Below are 12247 nucleotides of genomic sequence, written 5' to 3'. Positions count from 1 at the left end.
TTATAAAAAATAGATAAAAAGAAAAGGAAAACAAAAATTATGAAAAAAATCGTTTTAACTACTACAGCAGTTTTATCACTTGTAGCAACAGGAGCTACAATTTCAAGTGTCAATGCCGCAGACATTCCGATGGTCAAGGAATGGTCTCCAGCAGCCAATGCTTATGTTGAAGTCCCTGCTATTGGCTATCGTGATACAGATTTAGTCGCAACAGATGTGACACTTGTAGAAAAAAGAAAAGCACAACTCGGAGCGTTTTCTAATGGTAATAGTGAATTTATAACGGTTGATTATGTAGACAAAGCTTATAGACAAGAATTTTCTAAGCAATTTGCAAGTTTTGAATCCAATGGTATCGCTAGATTTAACGGAAAAACGATTGTCTTTAAAGCAACAGACTATGGTATCTATACTATGAAGTTTGAACTAAATGGTACTCGCTATAAGTTAACTGCTGACGTTAGAGAAAATCTGGGGAAAGGAGGTCCTTTTTACACTTATGTAACCAAACTAGAGGTCCTATCAACTAATCAAGCAAATACTATCTCGAATACGAGTACTGAAAAACAAATAGAAGCAACAATTACAAAGGTTGAAATTCATCATTTTGGATTTAATTTTGAAGGTGTACTCTCAGAGCCACTACAACACGGAGGAGATAATGCAGCTAGAGGAAATGTTACTCTAATTGATAAGGCTACCGGAAAGATTGTGTACCAACATAATAATGATGTCATCTTTAGTGGTCTAACTAATGACGTCAACGACCAATTTCTTTTGCCTTTAATTTATAGTAATAAATTTAAAGGGGATGTTTTCGATATCAGACAGTTTCCTGCCGGAACATACATCTTGGAGATGTCTGGAGAAGCTGGCTCTCCGCACGATCACTCAGTTGATAATAGAAAACGTGTCTTTAAAGTTAGAAAAGAGGTGACTATCGGAAATCCTTCAACAAATTCAAATACTAACACCACAACTCAATCAGGTTCGAATCCATCTAGCTCGTCAACTTCTACAAGTTCGTCATCTGGAAACTATTCTAACACGGATACAACCATGACGACCCATCAGTCTAAATCTACTTGGATGTATTCGAATGGTCGCTGGTGGTATAAACACGAAGATGGCACTTATACAACTAATGACTGGGAAAAAATCAATGGTGTTTGGTATCGTTTTGATAACTCTGGTTGGATGCAAACTGGCTGGGTAAAAGACAACGGCACGTGGTACTATCTCGACGGCTCAGGTGCGATGAAGACAGGTTGGGTCAAAGATAACGGTAGCTGGTACTATCTTCAAGACTCAGGAGCTATGAAAACAGGCTGGATGAAGGTATCTGGCAAATGGTACTATGCCTATAGCTCTGGTGCCCTAGCAATCAATACAACTACACCTGACGGTTATCGTGTCAATTACAACGGTGAGTGGGTTTAACATACAATAGAAATAGATTAAGGAGACAATTATATGGACAAAGTTATAAAAATTGAAAATGAAACAGTTTATGTTGGAAAAGGTGATAATGGTCAATTTACTGCAATTTCAAGAAAAAGTTTTGGTTTTGAACCACAAGTAGGTGATTATGTAGAATTTTATCAAAACGGTGACGAGTATATTGTTTCAAAAATAGATAACACATCTCCATCTACCTTTAGTCAACATTCAAATGGAGTAAGTGATAAATCTAAACTGGCCGCAGCCTTATTTGCCCTATTTTTAGGAGAGTTTGGTGCCTACGATTTTTATATTGGAAATGCTAAACAAGGATACAAGCGTATCGTTATAACTCTGCTTGCTGCCATTCCTATGTTGCTTCCATTTATTTTACTGGCAAATGCTATTTGGAATATTATGATTACTATTCAAGTTTTAACATCTAAAACTGGTAGCAAATGGCACCAAGATGCCCAAGGTTTAGAATTGCAAGATTAAACATATGAAAAAATTATTTCTATTCAGTATTAGTATTTTAACTATCTCTATTTTAACGGCTTGCCAACATCAGAGCGAAAACACTTCCTCAGCAAGTTCTGAAGCAATTGCTTCAAGTACTAGTTCAACTTCTTCTACATCGGAAGAGAAGAAACCTGATTACACCCTATATAATCCTGTCCTTAAAGAATATGCCAAAGTATTAGATGGTTCGTCAACTTCACATATAGAGGTCAATTCAAAAGCAAACTTGAAAAACACTTATCCTAAGGAATACACTGGATTACAGTATAGCTTGTATGATTTAGACCAAGACGGTAAACTATTTATTTAATAATGTTTGTTTTAGGAGTTCTTTGATAATGAAAAAATAATTTTATTAACTACTTATCTTCATACACAATAATTTAATTTTTACCAATACAAATAGTAACTAACGGAGAATTTTATATGAATCGCAAAATAGTTTTAATTTCACTACTTCTTTCAGGGTGCATTCTGACTGCATGTACTCATACTAAGTCTCAAAGTAATCAAGAAGAAAAACAAATAGAACAAGTATCTTCAAAAAGCAAAAGTACTGAATTTGCTGAATACTTATCAAAAAATGAAACCATTATCTATGATTTAGAAAATTCTAAATCAACCTCAAAAGAAACTAGAATCCAATTTTTATTAGTTGCAAAAAATGAAACCATTACAGCATATGATTTACGTGGAAGTAAAAATAGTAAATATTTAACATTAGGCGATGCTAGTAAATTATCTGACAAGGAAGTTATTGAAAAAGCTAAAGAACTTCATAAGCAAAACATAAAAACTTATTATGATAATCTCGTCAATTATTACAAAGAAGATCTAGAACTTACACAAAAGGAATTAGATGAATATAAAGAAAAACTAGACAAATATCCTGAAGGAGCAGTTGGAATAGCAAATGGTTCAGCTGAGGAACATGAGCAACGAATTGAACGACATAAAAAAACTATACAGGCATTAGAAAATTCCAATGAACTTACAGAATTCTCCAAACCTGGTACTGGTTCGTATTCTATAAACTTAAAAACAGATGGCAGCGGAAATCAGACTGCTTATGAATCTTTAAAATATACTGGAACAATATTTGATAAGAAAAATAAGAAAATTGATTTTTCAAATCCACTAAAAAATTACTTCCCTACAACTGAAGACAATGGTTTTGGTGTTTCTCTATTTTATGCTATGGATATCTACGATTCTACTTTCAATATTGGAGTAAACAAAGACCATGAAAATACAATTGCAATTCGAACTAATAAAAATACACTCTTCACGCTTGACAAGCCTAAAACAAATTTAAAAAATATTACTGTTGATAAAAAGTAATGATTATTTCTGCAATTCAAAATGGAGATTTTTCTAGTGTCGCAGGAACTTGGAGGAATCGTACAGGTATTGAATTCACCTTTAACAAAAATGGTTTAGTAAGTGATCATTCCAAGATTTCAATTGAACATGCTGGAAAAATTGACTACTATCTTAAGGCAAATTCTGTTTCTAAAGATGGAGGTGCTGGTGCAGCTATTGCCTTTTTACCAGCAGGAATCCCTATAACCATGTCTGTCACCTCTTCTACAGATAATAGCTATACCGACTCATCTGATATCACACAAGATCGTTTATGGTTTGGACAACAACTTATCAATGACCACACTGACGGATTTTTCTACAAGGTAGAATAATGACGGTAACCCCTTAAAGTTGCCATAGAATATCTAGTATCTATATAGGATAAATATTCTTATTCTCTTAGAATATCTATCCTATATTTTTATTTCCTCTACATTCCTTTCGCTACTAGATGAATTCACTCAGAAAAAAGATTAGACTTTTAACCTTAAAATTGATAAAATAGAAAAGAAAATAATTGTAAAAGGAAACTGTAAATCACCATGATGAACATGCAAAACATGATGCGTCAAGCACAAAAACTTCAAAAACAAATGGAACAAAGCCAAGCTGAACTTGCAGCTATGCAATTTGTTGGCAAATCTGCTCAAGATCTTGTTCAAGCGACCTTAACTGGAGATAAGAAAGTTGTCAGCATTGACTTCAATCCAGCTGTCGTTGACCCAGAAGACCTCGAAACCCTTTCTGATATGACCGTTCAAGCCATCAACTCTGCTCTTAAACAAATCGATGAAACGACTAAGAAAAAATTAGGTGCTTTCGCCGGGAAATTGCCATTCTAATAAAAAAGGCTCTGTAATATTTATAGTGGGTAAATCCCTATGGATCTTATGGAGCCTATTTTTGTGTAGAAAAAAAGCACCATACGACCTATAATGAAAAGCGATCAAACAACTCATTAAAAAGAATCATATGGAACAACTACATTTTATCACAACTGCTTGATATTGAAAACTTTTTTCTCATACTAAGCCCTAGACGCTAAAATCGTTCTTAATCTTTTTTACCATTTGTTATTATATTCCTAAATTCCGGCTAAAGCAGTCCACCAGACTGTTCTACTTCAATACTTAATGCAAGTTGTAAGTCATGCCAAGCCATGAAGCAATTTAATCAAAGATTTCATGAGTACATAGTCATCAAACTCTGCTAATATCATAGTAGTAAACTATTGTATCGCCGACTTTTCGTATGTGCTTACCTACTAAAAAGATTATAGAGACACTCTTGAGTTGCTAAGAAGAATGAAAGCACCACTATAATCTCTTACAGTTTTACTTCTAAAGTAAGGTTTTGCGTACTCATTGAGAAGAATCTAAAGCTAGCCTATCCTCGCTTTCAGGCTTTTATTTGAAAAAAGACAGTAAAAAAGCGCAAAAAATCACTTCCTGTGCTATACTGTAATTGAAATTTTTTTAGTTTGGGCGATAGAACTGTTTCCTCAGTCCTAGCGCCTTTTCTTTTTGATAAGTCTGTTTGGTGGAGAGTAGTTTGTAAATGATTCTGAGAATCTTATGAGCACAAGCAATAATCGCCTTCATCTTGCTTCCTCTTTGGGAAATTCGATTGTAAAAAGAAGAAAAAGCTGGATCCTTAGAATGTGCTACAATTAATCTCGACATGGTCAGAGCCTGTTTGATATATCGATTTCCTTGCGTAATGTGTGAGGATTTTTTAATGCCAGCACTCTCATAAGATCCTGGGCATAGTCCAGCCCAGGATGCTAAGTGTGCATCGGATGGAAAGGCTGTAACAGTTGGTCCAATCTCAGCTAGAATAGTGGCAGCACAGTTTTCATTCACACCAGGAATGGTTTGAAGTATCCTATTTTCCTCAGGGAAACTCCTTTTCGATGCAGTGTTGAATCTCATCGGTCAATTTTTCAATGAGTTCCTGATACATCTGATATTCCTCTAAGCTCTGGTCTAAGAGGAAGCGATCTTCTAGTGACAACTTTCCTTCCATCGCTTCAACAAGTTCTTCTGGACTTGCTTTCACTCGCTTTTGGATACAAGGGATAACAGATTCTACATTAATGCTTTCTCCGTTAATAAATAATTTTAAAAGTGATCGCCCTGTCTTAGAAAAAATATCAGAAAGATAACTTGTTAGCTTGATATTAGCCCGTTGTAAGAGATTGTGAATTTCATTTTTGACTTGAGTTTGACGCTGCTTGTAAGAACGCATGCGACGTGTCAGTAAACGAAGCTGTACTACTTCAGGAGCAGGGATATAGGAAGGTTCAATTAGTCCGCAACGGCCGAGTTGAGCAATCCATTCGGCATCTTTCATGTCTGTTTTTCGACCAGGCACATTCTTGATATGTTGAGGATTGGCAAGTACCAAGACGAGATTAGAATCTGAAAAGATATTAAAGAGAGGGAGCCAATATTGCCCAGTACTTTCAAAAAAGACATGTGTGACATGGTTTTCCACCAACCAATCTAAGGCATTGTGAAGAGCTACAGTAGTTGTCCCAAATTTCTTCTGAATTTTCTTTGGCTTATTAGTATCTAGTGGACCATCTAGAATACAACAAACAATGGATTTTTGGTGGACATCAATACCACAACACGTTTCAATCATGACTTCCATTATAAAAACCTCCTGTTAACTATTTGAACAATAGAACAAGAGGCTACTAGTAATTTTATTTTCATGCTCAAGGCATATTCGAGTTATCTCATGACTCTTGTTCATCCAGTTTTTTTAACAGGCTAGGAAAAGCCCTATTAGACACCACGGATTTGTATTGTTCATCTTCATTATAAGCTAAACTTCTTTTTCTGTCATGAGTTAGCAGGCTCTGCCTGCTTAGAGTTTTTTTAGAATCTTTCTAAAGAAAGCATCACCGCCCTTCAACTACCCTATTCTAACGCCAAACTGGAAGCGACCAATAATCTCATCAAACTTATCAAACGCAATGCATTTGGTTTTCGAAACTTTGAAAATTTCAAAAAACGGATTTTTATCGCTCTGAACATTAAAAAAGAAAGGACGAAATTTGTCCTTTCTCGAGCTTAGCTTTTCTTCAACCCACTACAGTTGACAAAGAGCCTTTAATTTTAAAGACTTTTTCCCAGCCTCTTTTATATATCTGTCAATGGTGTTGCGGTATCTGGTGAGGTATCATAAACCTTAAAGTCCACTCCGACTCCCAGATCAGCTTGTGCTAGCTGATTGACCATGGTCATGTGAGCCAGCTCCTTGATATTGTTCTCTTTAGACAAATGTCCCAGGTAGATTTTCTTAGTGCGGTTTCCTAGCGTCCGAATCATGGCTTCAGCACCGTCCTCGTTAGAAAGGTGACCAAGATCCGATAGGATTCGTTGTTTGAGTCGCCAAGCGTAAGAACCTGCTCGCAAAATCTCTACATCATGATTGGACTCGATAAGATAACCATCTGCATTCTCGACAATCCCTGCCATACGGTCACTAACATAACCTGTATCTGTCAAAAGAACAAAACTCTTATCATCCTTCATAAAGCGATAGAACTGCGGTGCGACTGCATCATGGCTCACACCAAAACTCTCGATGTCGATATCTCCAAAGGTTTTGGTTTTGCCCATTTCAAAGATATGCTTTTGCGAAGAATCCACCTTGCCAAGATACTTGCTATTTTCCATAGCCTGCCAGGTCTTTTCATTGGCATAAAGATCCATACCATACTTGCGAGCCAAAACGCCTACTCCATGGATATGGTCTGAATGCTCATGGGTAATCAAGATGGCATCCAAGTCTTCTGGCTTGCGATTAATTTCAGCAAGTAGGCTGGTAATTTTCTTACCAGATAAGCCTGCATCAACTAAAAACTTCTTTTTTGGGGTTTCCAGATAAAAGGAATTTCCACTGGAACCCGACGCTAAAATACTGTATTTAAAGCCTGTTTCACTCATTCTAGTCTTCTACTTCATCCTCCCATACTTCTTCTTTCACTGCATCCTTATCATAAGGGAGCACAATGGTAAAGGTTGATCCCTTACCGTATTCACTCTTGGCCCAAATAAAGCCCTTATGTTGTTTGATAATTTCTTTGGCAATAGACAGTCCTAGACCTGTACCACCTTGTGCACGACTTCTAGCACGATCCACACGATAGAAACGGTCAAAGATACGTGGTAAGTCCTGCTTAGGAATGCCTAAACCATGGTCAGAAACGGATAAAATCATCTGGTCTTCAGTTGTCTTCATTCTGACAGTGATTTTACCCCCATCTGGCGAATACTTAATAGCATTATTTAAAATATTGTCGACAACCTGCGTCATCTTATCTGTATCAATTTCCATCCAGATAGAATTGATAGGATAATCTCTCACCAACTCATATTTTTTCTCCTTTTCCTGTCCTTTCATCTTGTCAAAACGATTGAGGATAAAGGTAATAAAGGCAGTAAAGTTAATCAGTTCCACATCTAGGTGACTGGTAGCATTATCAATCCGTGAGAGATGGAGGAGATCCGTCACCATGCGCATCATACGGTTGGTTTCGTCCAGAGACACCTTGATGAAGTCTGGTGCTACAGTTTCACACAAAGCCCCCTCATCCAAGGCTTCAAGATAAGATTTCACGCTGGTTAAAGGAGTCCGTAACTCATGACTAACGTTGGAAACAAAGAGTCTCCGTTCGCGCTCTTCCTTCTCCTGCTCCGTCGTATCATGCAAAACAGCCACCAAACCTGAAATAAAGCCAGACTCTCGACGTATCAAGGCAAAGCGAACTCGAAGGCTCAGATATTCGCCATTGATATCTTGGGAATCTAGCAACAATTCTGGACTTTGGGTAATCAAATCACGCAATTCATAGTCTTCTTCTATCTTGAGTACTTCCAAAATACTTCTATTCAGGACATCTTCTTTAACCAACCCCAGTTGCTTCTTGGCTGTATCGTTAATCATGATAATCTGCCCCCGACGATTGGTCGCAAGAACCCCATCTGTCATATAAAACAGAATACTATTTAGCCTCTTACTCTCTTGTTCTAGATTTTCCTGAGTGAGACGAATAACCTCCGACAAGTCATTCAAATTATTGGTAATGTTGGTGATTTCAGACCCACCTTGCATATCAAGAACCTTGGAATAATCTCCTGCAATCAAATCTTTAACCTTTTGATTGATTTGCTTCAACCGAATATTATCACGTCTATTCTCCAGTAATAAGAGGGTCACAACAAGGATGAAACCTAACAAAATCAGGATAAAGATAAAATCTCTGGTAAAAATGGTTTGTTTCAGTAAATCAAGCATTATTTCTCATGTAATACCCTACACCACGGCGCGTCAAGATATACTCTGGTCGGCTAGGCGTATCTTCAATCTTCTCACGCAGACGTCGGACAGTCACATCAACTGTACGGACATCACCAAAATAGTCATAACCCCAGACAGTCTCAAGCAAGTGTTCGCGCGTAATGACTTGACCTGTATGCGATGCCAAATGATACAAAAGCTCAAACTCACGGTGGGTTAAGTCTAGTTCTTCGCCATATTTTTTAGCCACGTAGGCGTCTGGAACAATTTCTAAATCCCCAATTTGGATAGGCTGAGGTTTACTTTCTGCTTCCTGCCCATCTACTGGCATAGGTTGAGAACGACGCAGCAAAGCTTTAACACGCGCCTGTAACTCACGATTTGAGAAGGGTTTGGTTACATAGTCATCCGCTCCAAGCTCTAAACCGATAACCTTATCAAATTCACTGTCTTTAGCAGAAAGCATGATAATAGGCACACTACTCGTCTTACGAATAGTCTTAGCAACTTCTAAACCATCAATTTCTGGAAGCATCAAATCCAGAATAATAATATCTGGTTGCTCTGCTTCAAATTGTTCTAGCGCTTCACGACCGTTAAAAGCAGTTACAACCTCGTAACCTTCCTTGGTCATATTAAACTTGATAATATCCGAGATTGGTTTTTCATCATCTACAATTAATATTTTTTTCATTTGTTCACCTTTTTCTCTACTATTATATCAAAAAAATAACAAGAAAACACAATAGCTAGTCTTTGCTACTGTCTAAGTTGGCTTGTGCATAAGCCTGCCAGATTTTTTGTTGGGGTTTGGCAAGTGGAACATCCTTGAACTCTTCTGGTGAAAGCCAGCGAACTTCCCTATCTGAAAAATCATGGAAGTCACTCACTTGACCTGCTACAATTTGAACATGCCATTTACGATGACTAAAGACATGCTTGACAGTCTCAAAATAAACATCAAACCAAACAACATCTAGGTCATAGTCCTGCTGGAAACTTTCTTCTGGACTGGGACCAAAGTTCACATTTTCTTCTGCAACCTGATGGAAGAGGTCAAACTGCTCCTCTTGCGAAAAGTTATCTACTTCTACCAGTGGGAAATGCCAAAAACCTGCCAATAGCTTTTCACTTTCATTTTTTTCAAGTAAAAATTGTCCTTGAGTATTTTTGACCACCAAGGCTTTAAGATAAATTGGGACAGGCTTTTTCTTGGGAGCCTTAATTGGATAACGGTCCATTGTGCCATTCTGATATGCCGCACTGAAGTCCTTAACTGGGCTTTCTTCTGGCCTAGGATTTACAGGAGCCTCAATATCAGATCCTAAGTCCATCAAGGCTTGATTAAAGTCACCTGGTCGCTCTGGGTCAATCAAGATTTCCATCATTGCCTGAAAAATTTTGCGATTACTTGGAATCCCAATATCATGGTTGACTTCAAATAGACGCGCCAAAACACGCATGACATTACCATCTACAGCTGGCTCAGGCAAGTTAAAAGCAATACTGGAAATCGCTCCTGCAGTGTAAGGTCCAGTTCCTTTCAAGCTGGAAATTCCTTCATAGGTGTTTGGAAATTGGCCACCAAAGTCAGTCATAATCTGCTGGGCTGCAGCCTGCATATTACGAACTCGAGAATAATAACCCAAACCTTCCCAAGCCTTCAACAAACGCTCTTCAGGCGAATTCGCCAAACTTTCTACTGTTGGAAACCAGTCCAAGAATCGTTCATAGTAAGGGATAACCGTATCCACCCTGGTCTGCTGGAGCATAATTTCAGAGACCCAGATATGATAAGGATTCTTACTCCTACGCCATGGTAAATCTCTTTTGTTTTCATCATACCAAGTGAGAAGTTTCTCACGGAAAGAACTAATCTTCTCCTCCGGCCACATGACAATACCGTATTCTTTCAAATCTAACATATCTCTAGTATAACACAGAAGATTCTAACTGTCCTTTTCCTAGTATTAAAAAGCCTCTTCCCAAGGGAAAGAGGACTGATACTCAATGAAAATCAAATAGAAAGCTAGGAAGCTTAGCCGCAGGTTGCTCAAAACACTGTTTTGAGGTTGTGGATAGAACTGACAGAGTCAGTATCATATACCTACGGCAAGGAGACGCTGACGTGGTTTGAAGAGATTTTCGAAGAGTATAAAAACTCAGCACTATTAGAAAATAACGAAAATGCTGGTTGACATCATCCTAAAACAAGTGAAAAAATAGTGTTTTGCTCCCTATACACAAAAAAGCCTACTGCCCAAGCTAGAAAGCTTGATACAATAGGCTTTTTAAAGGCTGATTATTTAACAGCGTCTTTAAGAGCTTTACCAGCTTTGAATGCTGGAACTTTAGAAGCTGCAATTGTCATTTCTTTACCAGTTTGTGGGTTGCGACCTTTACGTTCTGCACGCTCACGAACTTCAAAGTTACCAAAACCGATCAATTGAACTTTTTCACCAGCTGCAAGATAGTCAGCTACCGCTGCAAATACAGCTTCAACTGCTGCTGCTGAGTCTTTCTTAGTCAATTCTGTAGCTTCTGCTACTTTAGCGATCAAATCTTGTTTGTTTGCCATGTTAACGATTCCTCCAAATAATTTCTAATTAACAAATATAATCATATCCTAAAATCCCTTTTAGGTCAAGTTAAAAACGCTATTTCTTCCCATTTTCTTTATTTTTTTAGGAGTGGTAACGTACCAAAATAGCCCAAGCGTTCTCACCCGTGTGAGTTTGAATAATGGAACCCGTTTCCAAAACAGAAATTGGCTTTTCAACATAAGCTTGTAAGCTTTCTTTCATCTCTTTTGCCCAATCATCACTACCAGAATATGAAATTCCAATCTCTGCTACAGAACGTTCAGCGAGTGATGTTATCAACTCATCCAACCATTTTTTAAAAGTTTTAGCACCACGACCTTTAACCATTGGCTGCAATTCATGGTCTTTCATTTGCATGACAACACGGATATTGAGAAGTGAGCTCAACAATCCAGTTACACGGCCAATTCGTCCACCTTTGACAAGATTTTCCAAAGTTGAAACGCCAATATAAAGTTCTGTGTTGTTTTTAACCTCTTCTACATGAGATAAAATTGTCTCCATGTCTTTGCCTTCTTGTGCTAATTTAGCAGCTTCGACAACTTGGAATTTCAAGGCTTGGTCAGTGAAGGAACTATCGATAACTGTCACATCGGCAGTAGATAAACTAGCACCTTGGCGTGCTGCTTCTACAGTCCCTGAAAGAGCATGGGACATATGAATAGCAAGAATCTGGCTACCATCCTTGCATAAGTCTTCAAAAACTTCAGCGAAGACACCTACAGGCGGCTGGCTTGTTTTTGGAAGATTCTTAGCTTCTTGCATCAAGTGAAGAAATTTACCTTCTTCTTTCAAATCAGCATCAGAATAAACAACATTATCAATCATTACAGATAGTGGAACAATTGTAATATCTAATTGCTTTACTAGTTCTGGTTCAATAGTAACAGATGAATCGGTTACAATCTTAATTTTTGTCATAGTATCAATCTTTCTATTTTAGGATTCAGATTGGTTTTCTTACTTTTAATTATATCAAAAAAAGATTAAAAATCCTAATGGAG

General features: G+C 37.5%; 13 protein-coding genes and 1 pseudogene. 7 read left to right on the top strand and 7 right to left on the bottom strand.

What is annotated here, in order from left to right; all coding sequences use genetic code 11:
• Nucleotides 1-39 precede the first annotated feature (39 nt).
• From HT724_RS03315 to HT724_RS03290, 6 genes are all read left to right on the top strand, one after another.
• Nucleotides 40-1440 carry an N-acetylmuramoyl-L-alanine amidase family protein gene (locus tag HT724_RS03315; protein WP_173276249.1) on the top strand — a complete coding sequence of 467 codons (1401 nt, stop codon included), beginning with the start codon at nucleotides 40-42 and terminating at the stop codon, nucleotides 1438-1440.
• A gap of 33 nt (nucleotides 1441-1473) precedes the next feature.
• Nucleotides 1474-1938: a hypothetical protein gene (locus tag HT724_RS03310; protein ID WP_173276250.1), complete on the top strand. Its 465-nt coding sequence runs from the start codon at nucleotides 1474-1476 to the stop codon at nucleotides 1936-1938.
• Between the two features lie 4 nt (nucleotides 1939-1942).
• Entirely contained in the window at nucleotides 1943-2272 is a 330-nt protein-coding gene (locus tag HT724_RS03305; protein ID WP_240156715.1) for a hypothetical protein, read from the top strand.
• A 116-nt stretch (nucleotides 2273-2388) separates the two neighbouring features.
• A complete protein-coding gene (locus HT724_RS03300; protein ID WP_173276251.1) occupies nucleotides 2389-3303 on the top strand; it encodes a hypothetical protein in 915 nt (304 codons plus the stop codon).
• A complete protein-coding gene (locus HT724_RS03295) occupies nucleotides 3303-3659 on the top strand; it encodes a DUF6287 domain-containing protein (protein WP_240156714.1) in 357 nt (118 codons plus the stop codon). Before HT724_RS03300 ends, HT724_RS03295 begins: the two co-directional genes overlap by 1 nt.
• Nucleotides 3660-3869: 210 nt before the next feature.
• Entirely contained in the window at nucleotides 3870-4169 is a 300-nt protein-coding gene (locus tag HT724_RS03290; protein ID WP_173226979.1) for a YbaB/EbfC family nucleoid-associated protein, read from the top strand.
• Between the two features lie 1051 nt (nucleotides 4170-5220).
• Here the strand turns inward: HT724_RS03290 and HT724_RS03280 are convergent.
• Nucleotides 5221-5982 (bottom strand): IS110 family transposase, encoded by a 762-nt coding sequence (locus tag HT724_RS03280; protein ID WP_173276253.1) that lies wholly within the window; start codon nucleotides 5980-5982, stop codon nucleotides 5221-5223.
• Between the two features lie 258 nt (nucleotides 5983-6240).
• Between HT724_RS03280 and HT724_RS03275 the strand changes: the two are divergent.
• Nucleotides 6241-6411 (top strand): annotated as a pseudogene (locus HT724_RS03275) (transposase); the annotation flags it as partial.
• Between the two features lie 65 nt (nucleotides 6412-6476).
• On the opposite strand, the gene HT724_RS03270 reads toward HT724_RS03275, so the two are convergent.
• The 6 genes from HT724_RS03270 to HT724_RS03245 form a co-directional block, all read right to left on the bottom strand.
• Complete coding sequence (locus HT724_RS03270) at nucleotides 6477-7286, bottom strand: MBL fold metallo-hydrolase (RefSeq protein WP_173276254.1); 810 nt, start codon at nucleotides 7284-7286, stop codon at nucleotides 6477-6479.
• Nucleotide 7287: 1 nt separating this feature from the next.
• Nucleotides 7288-8637 (bottom strand): cell wall metabolism sensor histidine kinase VicK, encoded by a 1350-nt coding sequence (vicK, locus tag HT724_RS03265; protein ID WP_173276255.1) that lies wholly within the window; start codon nucleotides 8635-8637, stop codon nucleotides 7288-7290.
• Nucleotides 8630-9334: a response regulator YycF gene (gene yycF, locus HT724_RS03260; protein WP_050223087.1), complete on the bottom strand. Its 705-nt coding sequence runs from the start codon at nucleotides 9332-9334 to the stop codon at nucleotides 8630-8632. The genes vicK and yycF overlap by 8 nt, the downstream gene beginning before the upstream one ends.
• 55 nt (nucleotides 9335-9389) lie before the next feature.
• Entirely contained in the window at nucleotides 9390-10565 is a 1176-nt protein-coding gene (gene mutY / locus HT724_RS03255; protein WP_173276256.1) for an A/G-specific adenine glycosylase, read from the bottom strand.
• Nucleotides 10566-10942: 377 nt separating this feature from the next.
• The gene (locus HT724_RS03250) at nucleotides 10943-11218 is read right to left on the bottom strand and encodes an HU family DNA-binding protein (RefSeq protein WP_001284639.1); all 276 of its coding nucleotides are present in this window, start codon (nucleotides 11216-11218) and stop codon (nucleotides 10943-10945) included.
• A gap of 106 nt (nucleotides 11219-11324) precedes the next feature.
• Nucleotides 11325-12164: a DegV family protein gene (locus HT724_RS03245; RefSeq protein ID WP_173276257.1), complete on the bottom strand. Its 840-nt coding sequence runs from the start codon at nucleotides 12162-12164 to the stop codon at nucleotides 11325-11327.
• Between the last annotated feature and the right edge of the window lie 83 nt (nucleotides 12165-12247).

The organism is Streptococcus sp. k-402 (genome assembly GCF_013277515.1).
GTDB lineage: Bacteria > Bacillota > Bacilli > Lactobacillales > Streptococcaceae > Streptococcus.
Note: the sequence above shows the minus strand (reverse complement) of the source record. Positions and strands in the feature narration are given on the sequence as shown.

Excerpts from the sequence above, each read along its gene's own strand:
- HT724_RS03295 (WP_240156714.1), top strand. The coding sequence starts at position 3,303 with ATGATTATTTCTGCAATTCAAAATGGAGATTTTTCTAGTGTCGCAGGA.
- mutY (WP_173276256.1), bottom strand. The coding sequence starts at position 10,565 with ATGTTAGATTTGAAAGAATACGGTATTGTCATGTGGCCGGAGGAGAAG.
- HT724_RS03305 (WP_240156715.1), top strand. The coding sequence starts at position 1,943 with ATGAAAAAATTATTTCTATTCAGTATTAGTATTTTAACTATCTCTATT.
- HT724_RS03310 (WP_173276250.1), top strand. The coding sequence starts at position 1,474 with ATGGACAAAGTTATAAAAATTGAAAATGAAACAGTTTATGTTGGAAAA.
- HT724_RS03250 (WP_001284639.1), bottom strand. The coding sequence starts at position 11,218 with ATGGCAAACAAACAAGATTTGATCGCTAAAGTAGCAGAAGCTACAGAA.
- HT724_RS03315 (WP_173276249.1), top strand. The coding sequence starts at position 40 with ATGAAAAAAATCGTTTTAACTACTACAGCAGTTTTATCACTTGTAGCA.
- yycF (WP_050223087.1), bottom strand. The coding sequence starts at position 9,334 with ATGAAAAAAATATTAATTGTAGATGATGAAAAACCAATCTCGGATATT.
- vicK (WP_173276255.1), bottom strand. The coding sequence starts at position 8,637 with ATGCTTGATTTACTGAAACAAACCATTTTTACCAGAGATTTTATCTTT.
- HT724_RS03270 (WP_173276254.1), bottom strand. The coding sequence starts at position 7,286 with ATGAGTGAAACAGGCTTTAAATACAGTATTTTAGCGTCGGGTTCCAGT.
- HT724_RS03290 (WP_173226979.1), top strand. The coding sequence starts at position 3,870 with ATGATGAACATGCAAAACATGATGCGTCAAGCACAAAAACTTCAAAAA.
- HT724_RS03245 (WP_173276257.1), bottom strand. The coding sequence starts at position 12,164 with ATGACAAAAATTAAGATTGTAACCGATTCATCTGTTACTATTGAACCA.
- HT724_RS03300 (WP_173276251.1), top strand. The coding sequence starts at position 2,389 with ATGAATCGCAAAATAGTTTTAATTTCACTACTTCTTTCAGGGTGCATT.
- HT724_RS03280 (WP_173276253.1), bottom strand. The coding sequence starts at position 5,982 with ATGGAAGTCATGATTGAAACGTGTTGTGGTATTGATGTCCACCAAAAA.